Here is a 26,759-nt window from a genome sequence, read left to right on the forward strand (position 1 = left end):
ACTATTAGAGCAAATCAGATGCTATTGATCAATTCTGTGTGGTTATTATCTGGCAAAGGTGGTAACGATATTCTTGAAAGCGTCTTCACTCTCTGCTGCACTCAGGGGAGGCACATAGGGCGTGTGCAGAATCAGGTGAGGAATGGCCTCTTGGTACTCGTCAATCTGCGCTTTGGCTTCTTCGGGGGTGCCGCTGATGGAGAATTTCTTAACCAGGGCATCTGAAGTAACATCGGCCAGAGCGGCGGGACCGCCTTGGAACAGGGCCTCAGCGACCTTACGTTGATCATCACCGAGACCATGTTGTTCGCAGATCTCTGCGGCGGTGGGGTAGGCAACATAGCAGCCGACCTGGATTCTGGCTCGTCGCATGGCCTCTTCTCGATCCTCCGAGATGCTGCAAATCACGTAGGAGGCGATATCAACGTCGCTGGGGTCGCGACCGGCTTTCTCAGCAGCTTCGTCTACCTGAGGGATAATAATGTCACGTACGTGTTCTGGCGGTAGTAACCAGGCCAAAACGCCATCGCAGCTGCGGCCCGCCAAGCGCAGCATTGCCGGACGCACTGCACCGAGATAGACCGGGATGCGGGGGCGGGTCAGGGTGCGGCCACCAAACGGGTTAAAGGGTGGTGTGCTAAAACGATAAAACTCGCCTTGAAATTCTTTGGCCTCACCGGTATGCATGTGATCCCAATAAAGACGCAACACCTGAATATACTCTTTCATTCGGGCGGCTGGCCGGTCGATGTCGACACCATTGAAGTGCTCAGCAAAAGCGGGCCCGCCAATACTGGTGGCAATCAGCATGCGACCATCGGATAACTCGTCTACATCAGCGGCGGCATTTGCCATCTCAAAGGGGGTGCGCTGCGCTGCGGTGGCCAGGCCGGTGCACAATTTGATGTTCTTGGTTTGCGTCGCCGCGAGTGCGTGCATTACAAAGGCATTGCGGTAAAACTCATAACCCCAGACGGAATCAAAACCTGCCTGGTCTGCCAGGGAAGCCAACTCCGGGAATTTGTGCATGGGTTGGTTGATGCCAGGCATGGTAATGCCGAGTTGGGATTTTCTTTTGTGTGCCATAGCCGCTGCTTTTCCTGTTTAATTGAGTGATACGCGATTGCTTTGGTATGAATTTACCGATTGTCGATCGCCTTCGGAATTGATTCTTGGTCAAGCCCGTTTTGCGTCAAATTCAATTCAAATTTGGGAGCACCCGACCGTACTATTGTCTGTCAAATCGCAAGAGATACACGGTTATGTCGATATCAGCAGAGAGTCCCTGGGCGTTGATCCCTGTTAAGCGGTTCACTGAGGCCAAGAAACGGCTAAGGCAGGGTTTGCACCAGAAGTATGGTGTATCCGCAGAGGCTTTGGCGCGGGCGATGCTGATGGATGTGGTGGAGTCGGTGTCCGGAGTTTCAGATATTGCCGGTGTGGCTGTGGTGACTTCAGAAACGAGCATATCGCAATCCCTACCCAATGTCAGGGTTATCCCTGAGCCTCCTGGTTGCGATATGAATGGCGCAATTGCAGAGGGATTGCAGACCCTTTCTGAGGACGGTGTCAAACGTGTAGTCATCTTGCCCGCCGATATTCCTTTGCTCACCAGGAATGATCTTGAGCAAGCGCTTCGGGAGCTGGACTTGCACCGTCTGGGGGGCATACCTTCCTATGACGAAAAGGGCACGAATCTACTCATATTGGATACCGATACTGGATTTACACCTCAGTTCGGTGTGGCCAGTTTTCAGAAACACCTTCAGCAGTGCAGAGAACTGGGTATTGACCCTGCCATCGCTCAGATAAATGGCATCAGCCGTGATATGGATTATCTGGAAGATGTGGATGCGTTCTTCGAGGATATGTCTAATAGGGATAACGCTTTTGCCAGTCACACCTATTGTTTGCTGTATGCCGCTGTTCATGGAGGAACGACGCTGCAGGAGATTGAGCGGGATTCTTTAGCGCAACTTAAGGCAATGGCAGCCGATCTTCGTGACCAGCATTTTGGCAATGTGATCACCTATTCTCGAAAGGTGTTTATTCCTTTGACGCGATTGTGCCGAGATGTGTGCCACTATTGCACATTCGCCACCACACCCGGGCATGTGGATTCTCCGTATATGAGTCCTGAAGCCGTCTTGGCTATTGCGCATCGAGGCAAAAAAATGGGCTGCAAAGAGGTGTTGTTGACATTGGGCGAGAAGCCGGAGCGGCGCTATCGGGTGGCCAGGCAAGCCCTAGAGAAAATGGGCTTCAACTCCACTCTGGAGTACGTCGCCCATATTGCCGGTCGGGTGCTGCAAGAGACAGGGTTATTGCCCCATATCAATGCCGGTTGCATGAGCCTTGATGATTACAAAATGCTGCGACCCGTCTCTGCCTCCATGGGCTTGATGCTTGAAAGCGTCTCGCCCCGATTGTGCCAAAAGGGTAACGCCCATTTTGGCTCGCCCGATAAGGAGCCAGGGGTTCGCCTAAAAGCACTGGCTGACGCGGGTCGGGCCAAGGTACCCATGACCACGGGTATTCTTATTGGCATTGGTGAAACCCGGCAGGAGCGGATCGATTCTCTGTTGGCCATCCGTGAATTGCATCAACGCTACGGACACATTCAAGAGGTGATCGTACAAAACTTTGTCGCCAAAGAGGGCACAAAGATGGCAAATGCCGTGGAACCAGATAATGACGATCTATTGTGGACGATCGCCGTGGCGAGATTGATTCTGGGTGCCCAAATGAGCATCCAGGTTCCCCCGAATCTCAATGGTGGCAATTTGCAGAGACTGATCAATGCCGGGATTAACGACTGGGGGGGTGTTTCACCACTGACCCCGGATCACGTCAACCCGGAATCACCCTGGCCCCAGATTGACATACTGGCGTCGGAAACCGCTGCCACGGGAAAGATTCTGCAACAAAGGCTGACGATTTATCCTCAATTTCTCTGGCAGAAAGCGCACTGGCTGGACTCGGGCCTATGGCCCGCCGTGCTCAATCTGTCAGATGGGCAGGGCCTGGCAAGGCAGGACAACTGGGTCAGTGGCGTCAGTGAACATCCGACGCCGACGGTACGAGAGCAGGTATTGGCAAAGAAAGTGGCCGCAACAACGCCCAGCATTCGGGTCATACTTGATAAGTATCAGTCCCATCCGACAAAAGCACTGTCTGAAGGGGAGATTGCACGACTGTTCTCTGCACGGGGTGATGACTTCGCAGCGATATGCTCTGTTGCCGATGATATGCGCGCACTGACTAGCGGTGATAGCGTCAGCTACGTGGTCAACAGAAACATAAACTATACCAATATCTGTTCGTTCAGCTGCTCGTTTTGTGCGTTTTCCAAAGGTAAGAAACACGGGGGCAGCGGTGATGCACCCTACCTGAAATCACCTGGGGACGTCGCTCACTTGGCGAGAGAAGCGTCGGTCAAAGGCGCTGCTGAAGTTTGCCTTCAGGGTGGTATTCATCCCAGTTTTACGGGCCAAACTTACCTCGACATTTGCCGAGCCGTCAAAGAGGCAGAGCCTGACCTGCACATTCATGCGTTTTCTCCGCTGGAGGTCTGGCACGGAGCGCACACCTTGGGCATATCGGTGAAGGATTTCTTGCTGGCGTTGAAATCCGTCGGATTGCGATCGTTACCGGGAACGGCGGCAGAAATTCTGCACGGGCAAGTTCGAAGTGAGATCTGCCCAGACAAGCTCAGTTCCGAGCAATGGTTGTCAGTCATAGAAACGGCCCATGAACTCGATCTACATACAACGGCGACGATTATGTTTGGGCATGTGGATACTTACGAACACTGGGCGGCGCACCTGCTAAAAATTCGCCGTCTGCAATCGCGAACCGGAGGCTTTACCGAATTCGTACCACTGCCCTTTGTTGCCCATGAGGCACCGGTTTATAAAAGAGGGCGTGCCAGACAGGGTCCGACGCTGCGCGAGGCCATTCTAATGCACGCCGTGTCCCGCATTGTGTTTCACGGATTGATCGACAATATCCAGAGTTCCTGGGTAAAGATGGGGTTGGAGGGTGCGGCACTGTGCCTGCACGCAGGCGCCAATGACCTGGGCGGTGTGCTGATGAACGAGAGTATTACTCGAGCTGCCGGCGCAAAACATGGGCAGTTTATGGACGAGTATTCTTTGGTCGAGAAAATTCAAGCCTCCGGAAGGCAACCCCAGCGGCGCTCCACGTTGTATCAGCGACTGGCACAAACGGGTGGCGTCCCGGCTGCACAATCCTACCCCGGTGATCAGATGATTGAGCTGGTCGCTGTTTAAACGACAGATTCTTTGAGGAACTAACATGACAGACACAAAACCGATATTGGCGATTCTGGGCGGCACCGGTGATCTGGGTGGCGGTCTTGCTCGCCGCTGGATAGAAGCGGGTTACCAAGTGATTATTGGTTCGCGTACACTGGAAAAAGCCGAGGAGGTGGTAGCCAGTCTGGCTGAAAAACTGGAGATAGCAGCATCCTTGACGGCGAAACAGAACAAAGAGGCCGCGGCGAGTGCCGATGTCGTCGTACTGACTGTGCCATTCGCTCATCAGGCGGCCACTCTGGAGCAGGTTCGCGAGGCACTGATCGGAAAGATCCTTATCGACGTTACAGTGCCGTTGGTCCCTCCTAAAGTTGCCAGAGTAGAGTTGCCTGCGCAGGGGTCCGCCGGTCAGATCGCGCAGGAGCTACTCGGGGAAGAGGTGCGTGTGGTATCGGCCTTCCAGAACGTTGCCGCTCTACATCTACAGTCAGGCGGCCAACAAGATTGCGATGTTCTGGTCTGTGGCAATAACAAGGAGGCACGGGCAGAGGTGATCTCGCTAGTGGAGGCTTGTGGATTGCGTGGTTTTCATGCCGGTCCGATTAACAACGCGGCGGCGGTGGAAGCAATGACATCACTTCTGATCTTTATCAATAAGCAGTACAAAGCCCATACTGGGATTCGGATTACCGGATTGCAGGGTTGAAGATAACCAGGGTACCTTGGGTGCCCTGCGGCTTAGGCAACAGAGGTCCAAACGGTAACCAACCGCGACATGATTGTAGTACGTGGTCAGATACAGCGACGTGCACCTCAAAAACTAGTATGTGCTCCTCAATGACCATATAGGACTGGGTGACTGGCAGTGCTGCGCGGTTGGCCATTGGTGCAGGGATGTCGCTTATACTATTGTGACAGCGTTGACGATATTGGTTTTGATCAAGTTTGGGATCTCTATCGAGGGTAGCTACTCTCAGCACTCGCTTGGTGGACCATCACCCTCAAACCCTCGGATGGTATGCCAGAGATGCAACCCAGGGACATTACACTGGCCTCATCCAGCCCCACCTCCGTCCACATTGGACGCCTGCCTTCATGCTCACAACCGATATAATCAAACGTCAATTTTCTCAAAACCTTTACTCAAAGGAACACTCGATGTTGACGCTTCTCTTGATCAGTATGCTGGCCGGTCTGCTCGGCGGTTATATCGCGGGTTTTCGCTGCCCGGCAATTCACCAGGGTATGGCCATGAATCTGCTCGCCGGTGCTGTCGGCGGCATTCTTGCCGGTCAGCACGGCGAAATGCTGCTGATGGGCGAACCGGTGTTGGGCATCAGCGTCATGGTGCAGACGGTTTTCGGTCTGCTGGGTGGTCCCATTGCCCTGGCGTTGACTGCCATCGTCAGGGAGAAGGTCTCGCAATAACACAGAACAAAAAATAAGGACGCTGTGATGAGTTACGATCCCCACGCGGTACTGCAGGCTATTGATGAAAACACGATAACGGTGCTGCTGTTCTTCGCCGCTGCCGCCATCTGCACTTTTATATTCCTGATAGAGTCGTTCCGGTTGACCTTGAAGCACGCTGCCTACTCTGCGCCCCTGGCCGCCGTCGGCTGGTTTGCGATGCATGATCTGATTTTTGTGCTTCAGTATGAGAAATGGTTCGTCGAATATAACCACTGGTGGTGCAAAGCCTGGTGGGTGGCGTTGATTTTTACAGCATTGATCGAGTTCACGCTGGTGGGGATGGTGATCAGATACGGTCGCAAAGAACTGTTGCCCATGGTCTCCCAGCGGCAGTTTGCGGCCTTGGTGATTGCAGCAACACTGGGTATTGGCGTGCTTTGGCTGGTGATCAAGAGCGTTCTCAATGACGACCTCTATTTGATCTCCTTCCCGGTAACGGCTTTTTGGGCTTTGCCCTTCAGCACAGCGCTGCTGGTCAAGAGGCAGTCGCTGCGCGGTCAGTCCACGCGCTTGGAATTCTGCGTCATAGGTATTATGCTTTCTTTTCAGGGCGCCTTTTGGCCGTTGGACGAAGTGTTTCGTTCGCCCGCCTATATTGCCCTGACGGTACTCTCGGTATTCTGGGGGGCGACCAATATCTGGCTGATGAGACGATTTCCGGCCTATGAGCCCGAACAGCAAGGAAACTCTGGTATCAACCATGTTGAATCCCTAAAACTTGCCAACACATGAGAAAATGCTGATCTGAGAAATGTTTCGCCCCACCAAGATTCTACATTACCTGAACTGGATGCAGCAGAGGGGCTTCTCGGATCAGCAGGTGCTGGCCAATACCGGCATCAGTGCCGACAAACTCAATGACAAACACTACCTGATTGACAGCTGGCAGACCCAGCAGGTCATTGCCAATCTCAGGCATCTCACCCAAGACGAAGCGCTGGGTTTTACTATCTCCGAGAGTGTCAGGTTTTCAGACCTCGGCATCATGGGTTATGCGTTGATGTCGGCCAGAACCATGCGCGAGTTTACCGAACTCTGGCACACCTATAGCCACCACTTGGTCGGCAATATGGTACACCCGCAAATCTGGCAGCAGGACGGCTGTTGGGGGGTAACTTTTCATGAAACGGTTCCCTTAGGCGAAACCCTGACTTTCTGCATGGAAGAGATATTTACCGTCGGCAAGGTCGTCGCGGAAGCGGCTACCAATACCCCCTTCGTTTTTTCCCATCTGGAACTGGATTATCCCCCTCCCTCCCATGAGCAGCGTTACCGGGAGATAATGAATTGCCCGGTGAGTTTTAACGCGGGAATCACCCGCGTTACCATCACACAACCGACGCTGGATACCCCGATTCAGCATAACGACGATGAACTCTATGCCCTCTGTCTGCAGCACTGCCAGCAGGTCATGCAACAAATTATTCGGGATCGGCCTTTGGCCGCAAAGGTTCGTCAGTTATTTCTGCATAGTCAGGGTGAGTTGCCCAGTCTTGAGAGCGTTGCCGATCAGCTACACATCAGTAGCCGAACCCTACGTCGGCGACTGCAGGCAGAGGGGGTAAATTTCCAGGCGTTGATCAACCAGTTTCGCGCCGATCTGGCCAAACAGTATATGACCCAGACCAATCTTAGCAATCAAGAGATTGGTTTCCTTCTGGGCTACCAGGACGCCAAGGCGTTTTCCAAGGCGTTTAAAAACTGGACTTCTCAGACGATCAGTAGCTTTCGTCAATCTCTGGGGGGCTGACGGGATGACCATCATTTCCCGACACCAATAGTCAGTCGAAAGACTGAAATTTCGTTTTTTAGCTGTTCAGTGACTGTCTGAGGACGCGTCTTAGAGCTTGTCTAAATCAACTCTTTGGATCCATAAAAGTTTATATTTTATCTATTTACGGTACTAAAAGTACCATTAAATTTGAAAATATAAACTATCCCAGTTGATTCGGTTTAAAAAATAGCCTAGATTGGTGCTATGAGTACCGAAAACGAGTCAAAATTAAACCTCTTGCTCAGCACTATGCCACCGGGCATAGTGCTGACGTCGTCTTGGTTGTCGGAACAGGGCTATAGCCATGATCTTCAGAAGCGCTATCGCAAAAGTGGCTGGTTTGATCCCATCGGCACAGGTGCGTTGATACGCCACCGTGATGATGTGGATTACTTGGGGGCTGTGTATTCGCTGCAAACTCAGTTAGGTCTCTCAGTACACCCGGCGGCAAAAACCGCCTTATCTTTGCAGGGAAAAGCTCAGTACCTGGAATTTTCCGCCAAGCGGGCTCAGCTTTTTGGTGGCAGTGAGGAGCGTTTACCTCTCTGGTTCTCGAAACGCGACTGGGAATTGAGTGTGGATTGCAGAATGACGTCGTTTTTACCTCCAACGCTGGGATTGGCCAAAATAGGGTACAAGAGCTTTGAGGTGAAAGTATCCAGTCCAGCACGGGCACTAATGGAATGCCTTTACCTCGTTCCGAAGCATCAACCGCTAATGGAAGTATTTGAGCTAATGGAAAGTTTGAATAACCTCCGTCCAGCATCTGTGCAAAAGCTGCTTGAATCTTGTACATCGGTCAAGGTTAAGAGACTGTTTCTTTATTTAGCTGATAAAGCCGGCCATGAATGGTTGAACTATTTAAAGCTGGAAAAGATCGACTTGGGCGCGGGCAAACGAGCTATCGCGGATAGAGGAATTTACGTTCCCAAATACCAGATAACAGTACCAAGGGAATTGGAGATGCAGGATGAATGAGGTCTATAAAACCCAGGTTAAACTTCTGCTAGAAGTATTACCCGAAGTCGCCAAAGAACAGTGTTTTGCGATGCATGGCGGAACCGCAATCAATCTGTTTGTGCAGAACATGCCACGACTGTCGGTTGATATTGACTTGACCTATGTGGAAATTTCGGCGCGAGATGAAGCTTTAATTGGAATTAACAGCGCGCTTCTACGCATCAAAGACCGTGTTGAAGCTTTACGACCTTCGTTGCAGGTTTCACACAAAGAAAACGTATGTAAACTTCAAGTCAGCGAAAATGGAGTGATTATAAAGGTAGAAGTTAACATGGTTGGTCGGGGGTTGCTGAGTAATGCTGTCAGTGCTCCGCTCTGCGAGACTGCTCAGGAACAATTTGATGTATTTTGTGTAGTACCGCTAGTGCCAATTGCGCAGCTATATGGCGGGAAAATATGCGCTGCTCTCGATAGACAGCATCCAAGAGATATGTTTGATGTAAAGCTCTTGTTAGACAATGATGATCTCACCGGCGAAACCAAGTTGGGGCTAATTTATGGTTTGGTAAGCAGCAATCGGCCAACTCATGAAATGCTTGATCCTAATTTGCTCGATCAGAGTTCTGCCTTCGTTAATCAATTTGAAGGGATGAGCGGTGTCGATTTCTCCTACGAGGATTTCGAACAAACACGCCTTCTACTCATTGGTACTATCAAAAGTTGTTTGGCTGAGGAGGACAAAGACTTCTTACTGCGATTCAATAAACTCTCGCCTGATTGGAGTGTTTACGATTTTCAAAATTACCCATCTGTCCGTTGGAAACTATTGAATTTGCAAAAATTTAAAACCAATAATCCCGATTTGTATAATCAACAGCTAAACAAGCTTTCAGACTTGTTCGGACGATAATTGAAATCTCGGCAACCGGTAATACATCCACAACGTCACCAGCGCAATCGCGATATTCGCAACCCCCAAACTCACAAACAGTGGGCTGGTAAAATACGGGTCCACCAGATACATCCACGGATAGAAGCCCACCGCCAAAAACACATACCCCCAGAGCATAAAGGGTGAGAAACCCTGCTGAGAGTTGCGCTGCAACATCAATGGAATGGTCAGCACCGGCGTCAGTATCACAGTGGTGGTAAAGCTCAGCAAATACAGCGGGTCCTCGATAATCTGGTGAAACCACCAAAAGGCGATGTAAGCGGCGATCTGGCATAGCAGATAAACGCCCACCGCCTGTGGCAGGGTCAGACCCGGAAACACCTTATGCCGTGAATAGCGCAGTACCTGATAGATAACGGTCGCTTCCAGCAGAGCGAACAGCACCAACATGACCCAAAAGGCCTTCATCAACCAGTGATCCACGGTGTAAAACCAGTGCGAGAAGTTCATCACGAAGGTGGTGTCGTGGGCGAAAAACCACAGGTTACAGCCCACCGGTATGGCGTGAGTCTTATCGCGAAAACCGTTCTTGATGGCGCCGAAGTACTGCATATAAGCACCCAAAAAGCTGATCGCGCACCAGAATACCACCGGCCATAAATTGGCATCAGTAGCGGCCAGGGTGGCGGTGGCATCATAGCTTAGGGCGTGCAGGAAGGTTGGCGATTCGGGATTGCTCATTATCACGGTCGAAGCGGTTAGTCAGAATCAGCAGTGTACATGATAAAGGTATCCAAAGATACCTTTATCATGCGTATTATCTCCGTGGGTTCATGGCCCGCACATAGTGTTGCCAGAAGCACTCCTGATGATCTCCGTGGGTCACCAGGCCATCGTACTCCCAACGGGTGAGGGAAATCACCGAACTGAAGTTATGCCAGGTATGCCATTCGGCCGAGGCCCTGGCCTCGCCCCGGATCAGGAAACTTCGGTCCATGGCATCGACCAGTTCCATTTCCAGCGTCTGGACGTAGAGGGAGTTGGGATCGCGAACGGTCTTCTTGAGGGCGTTGACAATGGGCACCATTTCGCCCTCGGTGTACACCCAGCCGCCCTTGACGGTCTCACCGCCGGGTATTTCCAGGATGCCGGCCCATTCCGGATCGGAGTCCGGCGAGTCGAAGGCGGTGCAGCCAAAGGCAAAGTCGTCGTTGAAGACGCCGGTCATCCAGGCCATGGCCGGAAAGTCCTGGTGCACCTCGGGGCGGGGGGCGCCCCAGGAGCGGTCGCGAACAGTGTAACAATCCACTTCATAATCGTTACCCAGCAATCGCAACTGGCCCTTCGCGCGCAGGGGCTGCTCAAGGTGCAGACCGCTGCTGAGCAACATGGGCGCGGTTACCGCCTGGTAGTGAATGTCGAACGAGTTGTTCTGCTTAGGGTCGCTGTAGCGGATACGATATCTTTTGAGGGGCTCCAGCACCTGGGCGCGATAACTGTTGTCCAGCGTATAGTCATGCAGGTCGTTGCTAAGACACTCGTCGCTCATAAAGGTGACGAAGTCGTACAGCTCACACTGCAGGTTGTAGCGCTTGGTGCCCTGCCAGGCCCAGGCGCCGCCGGTCACAACACCCAGGTTGGGGTGGTGCCACATGTAGCAGAGGCCGTGAATATTTTCTTCCGGGATATTAAAGCCGAAATACTGGGTTTCTGTCAGTGACGGGTCAGTGATCTGTTGCCGAAATTCAGGATGCAGAAAATCATCTGCAGCTGTTGCCGTTGCGAAGGCGGTGTTTTTCGTTTCCCAGAAGGGCTTGTCTTCAGCCATTTTCGCTTCTCCTTAATGTTCGTATTGTTCAATCAATTGCTGCGCTGCGTCGATAAACTGACTGATGTAAGTGAAGGGCAGCACTGCAAGCTTCAGCTCCTCCGCTTCGCCCCTGGCAAACAGGGTAGACATAATATTGGCCGCGGTGGCATTGCGGACCTGGCCCCAAATCTGAAAGTAGCGCAGGCGTTTTTCGTCGATATCGAACCCGCTTTCCCGTGTGTAGCTCGTCATAAATCGATCCCAATCAAGCAGATGACCGACGGTGTTCTTGATATAGGCCAGATCTTCAGCCGGGTCGCCCACATGCACAAACTCCCAGTCCACCAGGCAACTGAGGTCGCCTTTCACCAACAGCATATTTTGGAAACCGATATCTCCGTGCAGCAGCACCGGATTTCCGTCAACTTGGGGAATATTGTCCAGTAGCCAGCCGTAGAGACAGGCCAGCGCCGGGGAGGGAGTATGGTCACTGCTCAGGTACATGCGGTACCACTCGTCGATATACTCGTGCACCACCTCCTGGGTGGAGTTCTGCCAGGACTTCAGGCAAATGCTGCTGGTCAGGTTTCCCAGGGATGTCAGTGGTGGCAGACTGTGGAGCTGCGCACAGGCAAGGGCAAGGGTGTCAACCAGCTTTTCAGAAACCGCTTGATGGGAGGAGAACACGGTGCCTCCGGTTTCCCCCGGTGATCGCCGCATGACGATAAAATCTCCGCCGGGCAGTTGCGGGTGATCGGTATCCAGCCACAGGGCATCGGGTGCCGGGAAGCCGCTTGCGTGTACGGCTCGAATGACGGCGTATTCCTTGTCGACGGTATGGCAGTCGTTTTCCAGGCCGTCGCTGGTGTAGTCGCGGCGAATCACGTAATCCCCATCGAGCGCTTTGCCACTGGCGCTAAAGAGAATCGTCTGTTTGCCAAAACCACCGGACAGGGACTTAAATTCGGTGACGATAAGGTCAGCTTCACTGAAACGCTCACGCAGGTAGGATTGCCATTGATCGGTATCAATGTCGGTTGCCGACGTGTCCGATTCTTCCATGCGGTCGGGCGTGTTCATATGTTCTTGAAGATCCTTGGCTTCCCAACGCCCCATAATGCCGGCTAATGAATGTCGGGTAGCTTCGGAGACTTCGTCGGCAGCAGCAACGGCGACCAAGGCTTGTTCGAGTGTGACCAAATTCTGTCGCCACTGTTCTTCCCGGGCGCTAAGGCAGCGCTCCTCGTTATGATGAAGTAATGCCTTTCGCAATTGCTCGAAGGGCTGGACCAGTGCAGCGGAAACTCTCCCATCATTGTTGAGCAGCACCACTGCGTCGTTCAAGGTGGCAGCAAGAGTCGCCTCCTGTTTTTCGATAAAGGCCAGGTTCTGGTGCTCACGCCAATACAGCATCTTCAGGCAGGCTTCGATCACCTGGGCTGGAGATCCGGCTTGATGGGCGTCGGGCAGGTTGGGGATAATCCTGGCAAATTCTTTCTGTATGGCGGCCAGTTTGTGCACGGCGGGAAACAGCATGGAGGGGTACCTCAGTCGGTAAATTGGTGGATATAGTCGGTCCATTGGCATTCCTGGGTGTCGCCCCAGCCAACCCGGCTGTCCCATTCCCAGCGGGTCAGGTTCAGGTGCACCAGACAGTTAGGCCATCCGGACCAGGGCAGGCCCGCCTGGGTGGTGCCTCGAATCCGATAGTCGCGCCCGCGACTGTCGGTGAGTTCGATCTCGTGTGTCAGGGGCCGACCGCTGTGGCGATCCCTGCGGGTGATCTTGCGGCCGCCGGTGGCGCGCAGCAGTTCTCCGTCGCGATACACCCAGCCGTCGTGAAAGGAATTTTCCGCGGGCCAGTCGAAGCTGCCTAGCCATTCCGGTTTGAGGTCGGGGTGATCGAAGGCGCTGAAATTAAACGCAAAGTTCTCGTCAAAGGTGCCGGTCATCCAGGTCATCGGCGGGATCGGGTTATGGCCTTCCGGACGCGGTTGGCCCCAGGAACGATCACGGACGTTAAAGGTGTTGTCGATGGTGTAACGCTTGCCTCGCAATACCAGTTCGCCCTGGTTGCGCATGGCCTGTTCGAAATGGAGATTGTTACCACGCATGGCGACTGGCATGATGGCTGTGCTGGTCATATCCAGAAAATTCTCACGCGCTGGATCTTGATAGCGAACGCGCATGGATTTTCCAGGTTCGATCACGTCTACCTGATAACTGTTGGGCAGGCGAAAGCTATGCAGATCATTGGTAATGATGTCGCTCTGTTTACTGTAGGCGCGCATATCGAACAGTTCGGCCTGCAAATGCGAGCGCTTGATACCCTGGCAAACGAACAATCCGCCGGTGGCGGTGTCGAGATTGGGATGCAGCCACAGGTAACCGAAGCCATAGATGTTTGCCTCGGGAATATTGAGGCCGAAGTACTGAGTCTCCGTTAAGCTGTCGTCGTTGACAGGTGACTGCGGGTGAAGAAAATCATCAGCACCCGTAAATTCGCCGAAGCCGGCGCCGATGGTTTTAAACCAGTTTTGGTTGTCGCAGGACATGGTGTCTTCTTTATCATGGTTCAAAAGGCAAAAAAGAGGCCGTACTCGTTAAAGTACAGCCAGAAGGTAGGAGCGATTGACGAAGCTCCATTCAGTATCCGCTTAGAACATGTACTCCACGCTGGCGCCAAAGGTGGCAGGTGGTGCGTAGACAGAACCGGACCAACCGGTATTGAGCGGCTCGGGCAGGCCAGTCAAAACGTTGGCGCCAGAGGTGCTGTTGGCGTTGAGCATACTGATCATCACCTCTTCATCGGTGATGTTTTTACCCCAGGCCACCACATGCCAGTGCTCGTCGGCGGAGGTATAACTGACGCGTATATTGGCGACGGTGGAAGCGTCCTGTTCATCCAGGGGATGATCGAACTCTCGCAACTGGTAGGCGTCTCTTATGTTGACGTCAGCTCGAAACACGATCTCTCCGCCGGAAGATAGCGGCAGTGTGTACTGGCCGCCAAGTACCAACGTCCATTCCGGTGAACGCAACAACGGATTGCCGGAGAGATCCTGAGAGGTGCCGCTGGCGTCGTTGATCAAATCGACGTTTTCAAATTGCGTGTATTCAGTGTCCAGCAGGGAGAGACCAACGTTCAGCTCGATATTTTGGTTGACCCTATAGAGGGCATCAAGTTCGGCACCGAGAATTTCGGCGTCGGCGTTGTTGACTCTGGCACTGGAGCGAATCACTTCTTCCACTTGCAGGTTGGTATAGTCGTAGGCATAGACAGCACCACTCAAGCGCAATTGCCCGTCGAGCAGGGTGGACTTAAAGCCCATCTCTATCGCATCGAGATTTTCCGCCTCGAAGTCATCGTTACAGGCAGAGGTGGAGTTACCGCCGCTTTTATAACCGGTGGAGATCTGAGCGTAAGTCATCACTTCATCGGACAGATCCCACTGCAAACCCAGGCGACCGGTAGTTTCGTCGACGTCTTGTTGTTGTCTCTGGTTTTCACAGGCAACAATGGTTTGGGTCGTCAGCCGATTGTCGAGGCTTGGGCTGTCGAAGATCCCCAAGTGTTGATAGAAGTGCAGGGTTGCATCTCGCTCTTCCTCCATATAGCGAATGCCGGCGAAGGCGCGAAGTGTGTCGGTCAGTGTATAGGTACCGTCAGCGAACAGGGCGGTACTTTCGATTTCTTCTTCAAAGTCAATTTCGATATTGATCGTGCCGAGCCACATGGACATGGCCGGATCCAGGGGCACTACAGGTGCGGCACCGGAAAGGTCGGCGTTGGGAGTTACATTAGTGACGTCCTGCTTCATAAAAAAGGCGCCCACCAGCCAATCCAGCTTGCCATGACTGCCGGAAAGGTCAAATTCCTGGGACAGGGTCTTGTCAGTACCGCCACGGCTGACGCTCACGTACTGTAGGTTGGTGCCGTCCATATCGGTGTCCGGTGCGTCGCGTTCGTAGTCTACATATCCGGTAATGGAGGCGAGGCTGATATCGTCATTGATATCCCAGTCGATGCGTACAGAGCCGCCGGTCAGTTCGTCTTCCAATGACGGGTAGCTGTTGGCGAGGGAACGGAAAGGGTCCGTGTCGTAAGTGCCTTCGAAATTAAAGCCCAGCGCGGGCAGAAAACCATTATCGAGAATGCGATCATCGTTGTGGTCCCAGACCGGGCCGACAGCGTCATAGGTGGCATGGAAGGCGCGGATCTTGGCGCTGACGGAATCACTCACATCAATGTCTGCGGAGAAACGCACATCCAGAAGCTCATCACCGCCGGTATCTCCAGCCACAGGGTTACTGATATAGCCATCCCGCTCCGAGGAAGTGATAGCCAAACGAGTGCGAATGCTGTCATTTACCGGGACGCTGATGGTGGCACTGGCTACTTTGGCGTCGTAGCTGCCATAGCCCAGTTTGATAGAGCCGGACAATTCCTCGGTGGGGGCAGCGGTCACGAAGTTGATCACGCCTGCAGTGGCATTGCGCCCCCAAAGTGTCCCTTGGGGGCCTTTTAGCACTTCAATAGAAGACGCGCCACTTTGCAGCATGGCCACGGCGCCGGGGTTGGCAATATAGATTCCATCAGAGTGCACGGCCACGGAGTTTTCACCAGCGCCGGTAACAATACCAAAACCCACACCGCGAATGCTGAGTTGGGCGGAGCCGACGGCTTCTCCGTATTGGAGGCTGGGGGTATGCACGGCCAGGTCCTCAGCACTGTCGATACCGCGCTCTTTCACGGCGTTTTCCGAAAAGGCGTCTATGGCAATGGGAACATCCTGCAGGCTCTGGGTTCGCTTTTGTGCGGTAACCACTATCTCCTCAAGGGTGAATTCACCACTATCGGCGCTTGCCATTGAGGCCACTCCCGCTATTGCCAGTGGCAATAACAATTGGGTGAGTTTTCCGCAGTTGGATGGGGTCATTGGGTCTCTCCTGATTATTATGGTTGGGCTACAAATAAACATACGCTAAATAATAGTAATCATGCGATCTAAATTTATAGTACTCCAGTACTTATTCGAGATCAAACCCCCAATTTGATTTTTTACAGAACGGGTTGTGATATCTGAATAGTGTTAATATTCGATATAGAAATAAGTGATCTATTCAGCTATCGGGTATAGTGCTCAAAGAAATTTTGATCGGACAGCAAGTATGGCACAGGCCGAAAAACCCTCCAGACCGGCACAAATACTCGAAACCAGCCTGCACCTGTTTAACGAAAAGGGGGTGCACGATGTTTCCGCACATGACGTTGCCCGTACTCTGGGTATCAGTCCTGGTAACCTCACTTACCATTACAAAAAGAAAAATGACATTGTGAATGGTCTGGTGGATGAGCTCGAACAGGCGGTGGAAGGGGCCCTGGGTGGGGCGCCGGAATTGAGCGCCACCATGCGCGATCATGCTGAAGCGACGCTGGCCATTCTGAGCGTGTTTTGGCGTTATCGTTTTTTCTTTAACAACCTGTCCTACGTCATCGCCAAGGACGAATCCCTCAAGGCCCGCTATATGCGAATCCGGGCAATGAGTATCGACATGATCAAGGACGGCATGGAGGCATTGCCCGTCGATGGGCCTCTGCTGCAGGTGAATACCGAAGAGCAAAGACAACTGGTGGCGGAGAATCTCTGGTATGTGTGGTTAAGTCACCTGCGTCTCTATCTGATCGAGACCGATGCGGACGGGGTGAACGAGACCGACTACTATCGCTTTGCCGCCAGTCATATGTATGCCTACCTGGAGCCTTACTATCGTGAGTCCATTCGCGAGGGCTTTATGGAATTTTTGGAACAGGCGCTGGCTAGTTAAACTTACTTTATCACACAAACGCGGCTCTTGGCGTAGGGTGGATTAGCGATAGCGTAATCCACCACAATTTGGCACTCGCTCGATTCATGGTGGATTACGCTATTGCTAATCCACCCTACGTAAAGCAGTTTTCAGTCTCATAAAACTGAACTCTTTAAGCGTTTGAGGCTACCGAATGGGTTCTGCGATAGTCACCGACCGTCATTCCCGTCCACAGTTTAAATGCCCGCAAAAACGGCTTGGTGTCGGTATAACCCAACAGATAAGCCACTTCCTTGGCACTCAGGTTGGTTGACTTAAAGTGCTCCTCCGCGAAGTCCCTGCGGAAGCTATTCACCAAGTCACGAAAATTCAGGTCTTCACTATTCAACCGTCGGCGCAGGGTGGCGGTGCTGCAGTCCAGCTGCCTGGCCAGGGCCTCAAGGCTGGGCGGATTGCCCAGATTCTTGAGCAGATAGTTGTGTACCTTGTAGGCATAGGCACCGCGATGGGCCTGCTGTTTGGACTGCCGTTCGCAATACCTCTGGTAAATACCGTACAGGTACTCGTCGCGGGTTTCGATAAAATCGTCGAGGCCGGGGCTGAGCACGGAGATGCGGTTAAAGCCCATGTCGAAGTTGACCGGGCAATCGAACAACTGCTCGTACAACGCAGCGTGCCGAGGAGCCGAATAACTGATGTCCAGTGACCGATAGGTAATGGGCTTGCCGAACATCTGCCCGCCCATATTCATCACCAGCGCCAGGTATTCCTCCAGGCAAAACTGATAGCACAGTCCCGGTGGCAATTCTTCTTTGAGCAACATATGCCAGACATTGGGCTCTTCCTCCAGCGACAGCTGGATCATGGTGCCATACAGGGTCGGGGCGTAGGCAGCCCACAGGTTGATGGTATCGCGAAACCGCGGTGAGGCGATCATGCCCCGGCCCACCACGCCCATCTCCGACACGGTAACGGCACTGCCCAGTTCGAAACCCAGGGCCTCATCGCCGCTGAGGTTGAGCATATTGTGGATAAGGACCTGGGATTGGGCGAGGTCAATGCGGCAGCCAGGGGCATCCAGAGCCTGCGGGTGCAGCCCGGTATTGGCCAATACGGCCTCGGCGCCAATACATCGTTGCGCCATATGGGCGAGGTAATTCTTGATTTTGATGGGTTGCAGCATCGTTTTTTGAGTGAAATTGTCACCAGTTGATTGAATATATCACCAAAATATCATTGAGCGCAAAGTATGTAGGCGTACTATATGGATGTATTGGTAATTGATGATAACCTTGAGCAATCAACGTGGTAACAACCCTATGAGCAAACAGTACGATATGGTGGTGGTGGGTGGCGGCAGCAACAGCCTGGTCGCGGCCGCTTATATGGCCAAAGCCGGCAAGAGTGTGTTGGTGCTGGAGAAAAACGACCAGTGTGGGGGCGGTGTGGTTTCCATCGAAATCGCTCCCGGCTTTATCAACGACCCCCACGCCAGTGGCTACTATGTGTGTATGGCCAATCCGGCCATTTCCCACGACGAACTGGGGCTGTTCGCCAAACACGGGCTGGAGTTCAAGTACTGGAAGGCGGGGTTTGCCACCATCTTCAGCGATGGCTCCCACATTACCGCCTATTCCGATCTGGACAAAACCTGCGAAGACATTGCCAAGTTCTCGCAAAAGGATGCCCAGACCTATCGCGAGTTTGCCCAGGACTGCGCTGAACTGTTGCCATTGTTGTCCCGGGGCTTCTCCACACCGCCCATGCCCACGGGTAATTTTATGACCATGCTGGAGTCCAGCGTACTGGGGCGCAAGCTGGCGGCGTCCATGTTTATGAGCGTCTATGAAATGCTCGACCATATGTACGAATCTCCGGAAGTGAAGATCCACATCATGAAGTGGTGTGCGGAAATGATGGAAGGGCCGGACATCAAGGGAACCGGCGTGGTCTTGTACCAGCTGTTTGGCCTGGCCCACACCTACGACGCCGCTATCCCTGTGGGAGGATCGAGGGAGGTGACCAACGCGTTGCTGCGCTGTATCGAGTATCACGGCGGCGAGATTCGCACCGAAGCCGAAGTCACCGGCTTCAAGATTGTCTCCGGGGATGTTAAGGGAGTCTACGTTGGCGACGAGCTGATTGAGGCCCGCGACGCGGTGATAGCGAACATCCATCCCTGGCGCCTGCAGGATTTTATTCCCGAAGTGGATCCGGACGTGGCCGCCAGCGCGCGCATGGTGCATCTGAGTAACCACGGTGCCGTCAACCAGCAGTTTGCACTGACGGAGCCACCGCGCCTGAAGGCAGGCAAACAATTTGATGAAGCGCTGTGTGTGGAATTTGTGGAGAAAGACGTTGAGGCCTGTCGCCGGGTGTTTGACGAGTATCGCTATGGTTATATTCCGAAGCACCATCTCAGCCCGCTCACCATGATCAACAGCAACCTGGATCCCTCACGGGCACCGGAGGGGCAGGCCACCATGTATCTCTATCACTTTGCACCGCGTGAGTTGGCCGACGGGGGCCTGGAAGCCTGGGCGCGGCCGGAAAATCGCGAAGGTTTTGCCGACGCCGTACTGGAGAACTACAAACAGTACACCACCAATATCGACAGCTCTAAAATTATTGCCCGTCATATCGAGACACCCCTGGAACACCACCGTCACTCCATGAATATGATGCACGGCGACATCTACGGCATCGGTACCACCGTGGGGCAGTTGATGGGTCGCCGGCCGACGCCGGAGTTGTCCCAGTACCAGGTGCCGGGCATTTCGTCCCTGTATCTGGCCGGCCCGATTCAACATCCGGGCGGTACTGTGACCTTTGGTGGTCGCGCTACCGCGATGCGCATGGCCATGGATATGGACATGAACCTGAAGAGCATTTTTGAAGCTCACTGAGTTCTTTGTCACTTAGAACGGCCTTGAGCTTTATCACATAGACAGCCTTGAGCTTTGCCACCTAAAGAGGATAACACCATGAAACTCTACGCTAGCGATAACTCCGACCTGATGGAAGTCAGCAAGATCTCCAAAGACGACAACAACCTGGTGGTGGAAGGCACCATCATGGGCGCCATGCCCATTCGCGCTGTAGTCAAACCGGCCGAAGTGCGCAGTGTGTTTAAAGTCATGTCCATCGGCACACTGTTCCACGCCATCTCCATGATGTTTCGTCCTTCCCGCTGATTGGAGCATTACCCGTGAACGGTGAATATCAGACCCTGAAGCTGGAGCAACAGGGGACGATCGCCTCCCTGACGCTCAATCGTCCCGATAAACTCAACCTAATCGACGGGCTGGCGCACGATGAGGTTCATCATGCGCTGGAGGCACTAAAGTCTAATACGGAACTGCGGGCCATTGTTATAGCTGCAGAGGGTAAATGTTTTTCAGCCGGCGGTGATTTTGAATTGATGCTGGAGGTAAACAAAAGCCCGCAGCTCAACAGCAACACAGCCCGTAACGCCGTGGGGATTATTCAGGCGCTGACGCATATCAGCGTTCCAGTAATAGCCGCTGTGCAGGGGGATGCCATTGGTTTTGGTGCGTCTCTGGCGTTTGGCTGCGATATTGTTGTCGCCAACCGCAACGCCCGTTTTGCTGATCCTCACGTATTGGTGGGCCTCGCTGCCGGGGACGGCGGTTGTCTGTTCTGGCCCCAGGCGGCGGGAATCCTGCGAGCCAAACGCTATCTGTTGACCGGTGACTATCTGCAGGCCGACAAAGCCTATGAATTTGGTCTGGTGACGGATCTGGTGGATTACGCGGAAGACGCTCTACCGCTGGCCAACAGGATAGCTGAAAAAATTGCGGCATTGGCACCCCTGGCCGTGCAGGGTACCAAACGCAGTCTTAACACCATTATGCAGCACCGGGCGGCGGAGGTGGTTGAGCAAGCGGCGTTGTATGAGCAGCAGACGATGGCTTCCGGCGATCTAGTCGAAGCGGTAACGGCCATTCAGGAAAAACGTTCGTCGGTGTTTGATGGCACTTAGTACCCGGAAGGGGCCGAAGGCCGATCGAGGTCTCCGACCCAATGCCACTACCTTGCCAAAAACGATATTCTATCTTAGGACGAAACATGTCGGAAGTGATCTCCATCTACGATGTCACCACCACACTGGCCAATATCGATGCCAATAAGGCACGTCTGTTTGTGTTTGGGGGATTGGCCTTGATCTGTAACTTTATCTACTTTGGGGCGGGCATCTATCAGGGGTTCAAACACAAGGTATTCAGTATGCCGGTGTGTGCGACCCTGATTTTTATTCCTCACGATCTCCTGTATCTGATGATGTTTGACAAGTGGTTCAACGTCTACGACCACTGGTTCTGCCAGCTGTTTTGGGTGGGGTTGATCATTACCAATCTGGAAGAGTTTCTGTTTTTGTATCTGACCCTGAAGTACGGTCGCAAGGAGCTGATGCCCCAGGTGTCTCAGCGTACCTTTCAAACATTGGTGCTACTGGGCCTGGCTGGAGTATTCGTGGCTTGGTATGCGATCAAGTCGGTGCTGGCCGATGAGTTGTGGTTGTTTACCTTTGGCTGGACAGTGTGGTTCTGTATTCCGTTTGTGATCCCCATGATGTTGCGTCGTAACTCTGCTGTGGGTAACTCGACGCTGATGTGGGGCGCGTATATCGGCATGGCGCTTTGCTATTGGGCGGCCGTGTGGCCACTGGCACCGTTCTTCCGGTCACCGGCCTGGTTGGCGTTGGGGGCTTTGGTGGTGGTTTGGGCCCTGGCGGTGATTGTGGTGATGAAAAAGCTCCAAAGCGGGTCGCCGGTCAAGGACTTGGGTGCCGTGGCTGCAGCGTCTTAATACCAGCTCGCGGAGGAACTGGATCGAGAAAGCTGGACGGCGATATTCATTTTTCACAATGCGCTAAGCCCTTATAAGAAGAAGTTTCGTCCAAAACTGAAGGGACTACCCGTAGTGGATGTCGAGTCCCGGCTGGCTTCGTCACTGTCAGGGGATTTCAACCGCTTATTCATGGGCCATTGTCATTGAGTGGATAGCGTTAAGTGGTCGAAATTCAAATCCTCTTCGACTAAGAATATAGTAAATATCATTATAATATTGATGATTTCATTGGCCGCGAAACAGCTGGAATAACACGCAAACCTCTACGGAGCATGCCGAGTCTGAATGACGCGATTAACATCTGGAGTGGCGCATTTAGGTCTGTGAATGGCGCAGAAGTGGCGCGATTAACGTATTCGTGCCATTATTGCGCCATTCAGATCGCTAAAATGGCGCCAAAATGAGTTCTGTTTCAAAGGTACACGCCAGCATTCTTGCGGCCGAAGAGCCAATTTCCCTGGCTGAATTGCAGAGCCTTCATCCAGATGTGGCTCGAAGAACCCTGCAAAGGTGGCTGAGCCGGCTTGTCACTGAAGGCAAGCTCGTCGCCATTGGGGCAGGGAGATCAAGGCGCTACACACCGGTGCAAGAAAACGATTCGGTCGAGGTCGCTGAATCATTGCCGACTGCTATTCCCCTGTCGGCGGACAGTAAAGACATCCTGCAGTATATCGGGTTGCCTGTTGAATCCCGCAATCCCGTTGGCTATCAGCGAGACTTTCTCGATGCTTATCAGCCGAACCATACCTATTATTTGCCTGAGCCCATTCGGCGCCAGTTGGCTCGTATGGGGGACACGCGTCAGTCATCGCAACCTGCCGGCACTTATGGAAGGGCCATCCTGTCTCGGTTATTGATTGATCTTTCGTGGGCTTCGAGTCAGTTGGAAGGCAATACCTATAGCCGTCTGGATACGTTGGAGTTGATCGAACATGGAAGGGCTGCGACAGGTAAGGCGGCGATTGAAACCCAGATGATTCTGAATCACAAGGCGGCTATTGAGCTGCTGGTCGAGGGCGCGGAGGTTGTTGATTTCAACCGCTACACCATCCTGAACCTTCACAGTGCCTTGTCTGAGAACTTACTGCCAAATCCTTCGGATGAGGGGCGTATACGTCAGCACTCTGTGGAGATAGGGAGCAGTGTCTTTCGTCCTTTGTCGGGCGAGCCACTGATATCAGATTTGTTGGATCTCTTTTTGCACAAGGCACAGCAAATCAAAGACCCCTTTGAGCAATCGTTTTTCACTATGGTTCATATGCCGTATCTGCAACCTTTTGCAGATGTAAATAAACGAGTTTCTCGCCTGGCGGCAAATATTCCGCTGATTCGCGCTAACTTGTGTCCATTAACTTTTGTTGACGTGCCGGTAGAGATTTACAGCAGGGCGATGTTGGGTGTCTATGAAATGACTCGCATAGAGTTGTTGCGTGACCTTTATCTGTGGGCCTATGAACGCTCAACTCAAGAGTATTTGGCCATCAAGCAACAGCTTGTCGCTCCCGACCCTGTTCGGTTGCAATACCGGGAGGAAATCAAGGCTGCAGTGCGTCAGGTGGTGCTGCGCCCTGATGTTGATCCAGTGACTCTACTGGAAGAAGTGTTGGATAGAGATATCCAGCAAGTGCAACGCACTAATCTCTCGGCGTTGATTATCGAGGAATTGAGGCGTTTGCACGAAGGCGTATTGGCTCGTTATGGGCTTCGACCGTCTGAGTTTCAAAAGTGGAGGGCATTACAATTCGAAGGATTACACCCACAGTGAGCCTTTCGAACGGCAGATAGAAGCTTGAGCCTGTGGGGCTACGGGGACGTTCTCTGGTATTCCCCAATAGTCATCCCCGTCCACCCCTTAAACGCCCGCAAAAACGGCTTGGTGTCCTGATAACCAAGCAAGTAAGCCACTTCCTTTGCGCGCAAACCGCCACTGGTCAAATTTTGCCGGGCAAAGTCCTGACGGAACTCGGCCAGCAGCTGTCGAAAGCAGGTGCCTTCTTCCTGCAGCCGACGCTTCAGTGTTCGTACGCTCATGCCCAGACTGTCAGCGGCGGCTTCCACCGCTGGCGTCTGGCCGAGGCCTTTCAACAGGTAGTTGTGAATTCGATAGGAAACCTGGTTGTCCTCACCTTCTCTTTTTGAGAGACGACTGCAATACTGGCGATAAACGCCATAGAGATAATCGTCCCGCGTAACCAACGGAGTGTCCAATTGTGGCGCCGCAACCGCCAGGCAGTTGCGGGGCGCGTTGAATTCCACTGAGCAGTCGAACAAACCCGAGTAGAGCGCGTGGTGTTTGGGAGGATCATAAACCAGCGACAGGCTGTGGTACTGGACCGGGGCGTGGGACATAGAATTTCCCAGGCTATAGGCCATGGCCAGGTATTCCTCCAGGCAGAAGCGGTAACCCAACCCTCTGGTCAGGTCTTCGTCCATAAATAACAGCCAGGGTGAACGACCGTCACTTTCCTGTACCGACAGCTGCATATGGGTGCCATACAGCGAGGCAGCGTAGGTCTGCCAAAGTGTAATCGTGTGCCGAAAAGAGGGTGCGGCCACCATGGCGTGCCCCAGTAATCCCATCTCGCTGATATCGGTGGCGGCGCCCAGCTCGAAGCCCAGTGCCTCGTTTTCCGTGAGAGCGACCATATTGCGGATCAAGGCCTGGGATTGCACCGCACTGATGGTGGTATGTCGCAGGTTCAGTTCCTTGACCGTCAGGCCCGTATTGGCGAGCACCTGATTTGCATCGTGCCCCAGCCGCGCCATGGCCTTGATGTAGCCGATAACTCTCTGTGGCTGCAGCACTATTCTACCTCTCCGTCAGTTAACCATTGCGACTTGGCCCAAATCGTCACCTCTTGGCCCAAAATATCACCGTTCATGAATGGAGAATATAGTACATAAGATTACTATATGGAAGAGAATTTAAATGGTTCGGTAACTTCAACAATGAACGAAGCAACGCAATCCATGGGGGCGTTTACCACCCCCAGGAGGCTCACTCAATCCAAAACCCTGCCCGTGGTGTTCTGGGCCTGGGCAGGTGCCATTATTCTGGTGCTGGAGCTCAATATCTGGGGCAACTGGATTTTTGGCCCTAATTTTACACCCACCGATCCCGGGCCGGATCCCATCTCTGAACTGGAGTTGTGGTACCTGTACGGCATTCAAGCGCTGTCGGTGCTGTTCTGGTTCTATGCCGTTTGGGCCTGGATACTGAAACCTTCAATGCAGGAGGGCAAATTGACCACCGATGCCATGCTGGCTATCTGCTGCTGGACCATGTGGATCTGGGACCCGAGCATGAACTACAACACCACAACCGTGCTTTATAACTCCTACGCGGTGAATATGGGATCCTGGACTTTGGGCAGCTGGCCAGGCTGGACCAGCCCGGCGGGGAATCTGCTGCCAGAACCGATCCTGGTACTGGCGACGGGTTACCTGTGCTGGGTCTATTTGATGGTGGTGTTTCCCTGTTTTCTGCTCAAGAAGGTCAAGGCGAGATATCCGAACCTTGGCTTCGTGCCCATGTTGGCACTCCTGATTGCCGGCGTCATGCTGACCGATCTGGTGGTCGAAGTGTTGATCCTTCGGACTGGTGTTTACGCCTATCCTGGTGGAATACGGGAAGTCACCTTGTTTGCCGGTGAAACCTACCAATTTCCCTTAACTGAGATGTTGACTTTTGGTGGCGCCGTGGCGGTGGTCGCCGCGCTGCGTTTTTTCAAGAATGACAAAGGCGAGACATTTGTCGATCGTGGTCTGGATTCATTGAATATTGGTCAGTTTTGCCAGCAGTGGATCAAGTTTCTTGGACTGTTCGGTTTTACCCATACGGCTTTTTTCCTGGTGTTTTTTGTTCCCAATATGTGGTTCGCCACCCACAGTGATCCGTGGCCGGAAGGCTACCCCTCGTACATGATCAATGGCATGTGCAAATACGGCGATGACCGCAATCAGTGCCCGGGTCCCGGCATTTCCATCCCCAGACCTGAAAACAATCCTTTTTAAGTCGTTAATCGGAGAATTTATTATGTCCCCCAATCTTTCTGAACGTGCACAGTCGATCACCGTCTGGTGGGGCCTGGCGTTTATGTATATCTTTGGCTTTACCCTCTATTGGCTCCTGCACATGATGCCCCCACCCACGGCGATGTTGACGGAGGCCGAGGTGGGCGCCTTTTATTTGACTCACGCCTTTGATATCAAACTGGGTGCGATGGTGTCGTCCTGGGTCAGTGCTTTTATGGTGCCCTTTAGTGTGGTTGCCGCGATTCAGTTGGCGCGGCTGGAAAAGCAGGACAACCCAACGGGAGTACCTGCCTGGTCAATACTGGCGTTTGCCGGCGGTATTTTGATGTCCATGTTTTTGGTGTTCCCTCCAATCGTCTGGGGCGTGGCCGCTTTTACCGCCGAGCGATCCCCGGGCTTGACGACCATCCTGCATGAGTTGGGAATGCTGACGTTAACGACGACGGATCAGTTTTACATCTTCCAGATGATTCCCATTGCAATTGTGAGTTTAACCCGCAAGCACGATGAGTTTTCGGCGTTTCCCCGCTGGCTGGGGTATTTCACCCTGTGGGCGGCGCTGGCATTTGAAGTGGGCGCTTTGGCGTTTATGTTTAAGGACGGCCCGTTTTCCTGGAATGGTGTATTGGTGTTCTGGATGCCGCTGGTGGTGTTTGGCAGCTGGGTGACGGTTACGTCGCTGGTGATGTTGCGGGCGTTGGGGCGGCAGTCTCTAGAAAAGCGAATATTGCAAGGTTCGTCGGTGAATGCAGCTGATGTGCGGGTTTGATTGCTGGTTTGGTTATAACCATTGCGGCAAAGTGCTATGACCGGAACTTGATAAATGCGCTCTTCGAGCGCAATCGCCCTCGGAAC

Annotated in this window: 23 protein-coding genes; 15 read left to right on the forward strand and 8 right to left on the reverse strand. The window is 53.1% G+C overall.

Annotated elements, in window-relative coordinates; translation table 11 throughout:
• Positions 1–45 precede the first annotated feature (45 nt).
• Positions 46–1,086 (reverse strand): LLM class flavin-dependent oxidoreductase, encoded by a 1,041-nt coding sequence (locus tag HBA55_RS04540; RefSeq protein ID WP_166987662.1) that lies wholly within the window; start codon positions 1,084–1,086, stop codon positions 46–48.
• A gap of 176 nt (positions 1,087–1,262) precedes the next feature.
• On the opposite strand from HBA55_RS04540, the gene cofH reads away from it, so the two are divergent.
• The 7 genes from cofH (at position 1,263) to HBA55_RS04575 (ending at position 9,394) form a co-directional block, all read left to right on the forward strand.
• On the forward strand, positions 1,263–4,292 hold the full coding sequence (cofH, locus tag HBA55_RS04545; RefSeq protein ID WP_166987665.1) for a 5-amino-6-(D-ribitylamino)uracil--L-tyrosine 4-hydroxyphenyl transferase CofH: 3,030 nt from the start codon (positions 1,263–1,265) through the stop codon (positions 4,290–4,292).
• A 25-nt stretch (positions 4,293–4,317) separates the two neighbouring features.
• Positions 4,318–4,983: an NADPH-dependent F420 reductase gene (gene npdG / locus HBA55_RS04550; protein WP_166987668.1), complete on the forward strand. Its 666-nt coding sequence runs from the start codon at positions 4,318–4,320 to the stop codon at positions 4,981–4,983.
• Positions 4,984–5,435: 452 nt separating this feature from the next.
• Positions 5,436–5,705, forward strand: a complete 270-nt coding sequence (locus HBA55_RS04555; protein WP_166987671.1) for a hypothetical protein — start codon at positions 5,436–5,438, stop codon at positions 5,703–5,705.
• A gap of 27 nt (positions 5,706–5,732) precedes the next feature.
• Positions 5,733–6,482, forward strand: a complete 750-nt coding sequence (locus HBA55_RS04560; protein WP_166987675.1) for a hypothetical protein — start codon at positions 5,733–5,735, stop codon at positions 6,480–6,482.
• A 19-nt stretch (positions 6,483–6,501) separates the two neighbouring features.
• Entirely contained in the window at positions 6,502–7,500 is a 999-nt protein-coding gene (locus HBA55_RS04565) for an AraC family transcriptional regulator (protein ID WP_166987678.1), read from the forward strand.
• A gap of 228 nt (positions 7,501–7,728) precedes the next feature.
• Positions 7,729–8,502, forward strand: coding sequence for a type IV toxin-antitoxin system AbiEi family antitoxin (locus HBA55_RS04570; protein WP_166987681.1), 774 nt, complete (start codon positions 7,729–7,731; stop codon positions 8,500–8,502).
• Positions 8,495–9,394 (forward strand): nucleotidyl transferase AbiEii/AbiGii toxin family protein, encoded by a 900-nt coding sequence (locus HBA55_RS04575; RefSeq protein ID WP_166987684.1) that lies wholly within the window; start codon positions 8,495–8,497, stop codon positions 9,392–9,394. Before HBA55_RS04570 ends, HBA55_RS04575 begins: the two co-directional genes overlap by 8 nt.
• On the opposite strand, the gene HBA55_RS04580 is transcribed toward HBA55_RS04575, so the two are convergent.
• The 5 genes from HBA55_RS04580 to HBA55_RS04600 form a co-directional block, all read right to left on the reverse strand.
• Complete coding sequence (locus HBA55_RS04580) at positions 9,374–10,117, reverse strand: hypothetical protein (protein ID WP_166987687.1); 744 nt, start codon at positions 10,115–10,117, stop codon at positions 9,374–9,376. The two genes, HBA55_RS04575 and HBA55_RS04580, sit on opposite strands and share 21 nt — an antisense overlap.
• A 76-nt stretch (positions 10,118–10,193) precedes the next feature.
• Positions 10,194–11,204, reverse strand: coding sequence for a DUF7064 domain-containing protein (locus tag HBA55_RS04585; RefSeq protein ID WP_166987690.1), 1,011 nt, complete (start codon positions 11,202–11,204; stop codon positions 10,194–10,196).
• A 12-nt stretch (positions 11,205–11,216) separates the two neighbouring features.
• Positions 11,217–12,722: a phosphotransferase family protein gene (locus tag HBA55_RS04590; RefSeq protein ID WP_166987692.1), complete on the reverse strand. Its 1,506-nt coding sequence runs from the start codon at positions 12,720–12,722 to the stop codon at positions 11,217–11,219.
• 11 nt (positions 12,723–12,733) lie between these two features.
• On the reverse strand, positions 12,734–13,741 hold the full coding sequence (locus HBA55_RS04595; RefSeq protein WP_166987695.1) for a DUF7064 domain-containing protein: 1,008 nt from the start codon (positions 13,739–13,741) through the stop codon (positions 12,734–12,736).
• Positions 13,742–13,843: 102 nt separating this feature from the next.
• Positions 13,844–16,126, reverse strand: a complete 2,283-nt coding sequence (locus tag HBA55_RS04600) for a TonB-dependent receptor (protein WP_166987698.1) — start codon at positions 16,124–16,126, stop codon at positions 13,844–13,846.
• A 232-nt stretch (positions 16,127–16,358) separates the two neighbouring features.
• On the opposite strand from HBA55_RS04600, the gene HBA55_RS04605 reads away from it, so the two are divergent.
• Complete coding sequence (locus HBA55_RS04605) at positions 16,359–17,015, forward strand: TetR/AcrR family transcriptional regulator (protein WP_166987701.1); 657 nt, start codon at positions 16,359–16,361, stop codon at positions 17,013–17,015.
• A gap of 154 nt (positions 17,016–17,169) precedes the next feature.
• On the opposite strand, the gene HBA55_RS04610 is transcribed toward HBA55_RS04605, so the two are convergent.
• Positions 17,170–18,180: an AraC family transcriptional regulator gene (locus HBA55_RS04610; protein WP_166987704.1), complete on the reverse strand. Its 1,011-nt coding sequence runs from the start codon at positions 18,178–18,180 to the stop codon at positions 17,170–17,172.
• A 136-nt stretch (positions 18,181–18,316) separates the two neighbouring features.
• On the opposite strand from HBA55_RS04610, the gene HBA55_RS04615 reads away from it, so the two are divergent.
• The 5 genes from HBA55_RS04615 to HBA55_RS04635 all read left to right on the forward strand — a co-directional run bounded on the left by HBA55_RS04615 (position 18,317) and on the right by HBA55_RS04635 (position 23,634).
• Complete coding sequence (locus HBA55_RS04615; RefSeq protein WP_166987707.1) at positions 18,317–19,903, forward strand: phytoene desaturase family protein; 1,587 nt, start codon at positions 18,317–18,319, stop codon at positions 19,901–19,903.
• Positions 19,904–19,981: 78 nt separating this feature from the next.
• Positions 19,982–20,191: a hypothetical protein gene (locus HBA55_RS04620; protein ID WP_166987710.1), complete on the forward strand. Its 210-nt coding sequence runs from the start codon at positions 19,982–19,984 to the stop codon at positions 20,189–20,191.
• Positions 20,192–20,205: 14 nt separating this feature from the next.
• Positions 20,206–21,000, forward strand: coding sequence for an enoyl-CoA hydratase-related protein (locus HBA55_RS04625; RefSeq protein ID WP_166987713.1), 795 nt, complete (start codon positions 20,206–20,208; stop codon positions 20,998–21,000).
• An 86-nt stretch (positions 21,001–21,086) separates the two neighbouring features.
• A complete protein-coding gene (locus HBA55_RS04630) occupies positions 21,087–21,827 on the forward strand; it encodes a hypothetical protein (protein WP_166987717.1) in 741 nt (246 codons plus the stop codon).
• 442 nt (positions 21,828–22,269) lie between these two features.
• A complete protein-coding gene (locus HBA55_RS04635) occupies positions 22,270–23,634 on the forward strand; it encodes a Fic family protein (RefSeq protein ID WP_166987720.1) in 1,365 nt (454 codons plus the stop codon).
• Positions 23,635–23,672: 38 nt separating this feature from the next.
• Here HBA55_RS04635 and HBA55_RS04640 read toward each other — a convergent pair whose 3' ends face one another.
• Positions 23,673–24,674: an AraC family transcriptional regulator ligand-binding domain-containing protein gene (locus HBA55_RS04640; RefSeq protein ID WP_166987723.1), complete on the reverse strand. Its 1,002-nt coding sequence runs from the start codon at positions 24,672–24,674 to the stop codon at positions 23,673–23,675.
• 144 nt (positions 24,675–24,818) lie between these two features.
• Here HBA55_RS04640 and HBA55_RS04645 point away from each other — a divergent pair, with 144 nt between their 5' ends.
• Positions 24,819–25,883 carry a spirocyclase AveC family protein gene (locus HBA55_RS04645; RefSeq protein ID WP_166987726.1) on the forward strand — a complete coding sequence of 355 codons (1,065 nt, stop codon included), beginning with the start codon at positions 24,819–24,821 and terminating at the stop codon, positions 25,881–25,883.
• 22 nt (positions 25,884–25,905) lie between these two features.
• Positions 25,906–26,673: a hypothetical protein gene (locus HBA55_RS04650; RefSeq protein ID WP_166987729.1), complete on the forward strand. Its 768-nt coding sequence runs from the start codon at positions 25,906–25,908 to the stop codon at positions 26,671–26,673.
• The last annotated feature ends 86 nt before the right edge of the window (positions 26,674–26,759 follow it).

It is taken from the genome of Pseudomaricurvus alkylphenolicus (assembly GCF_011683955.1).
GTDB lineage: Bacteria > Pseudomonadota > Gammaproteobacteria > Pseudomonadales > Cellvibrionaceae > Pseudomaricurvus > Pseudomaricurvus alkylphenolicus.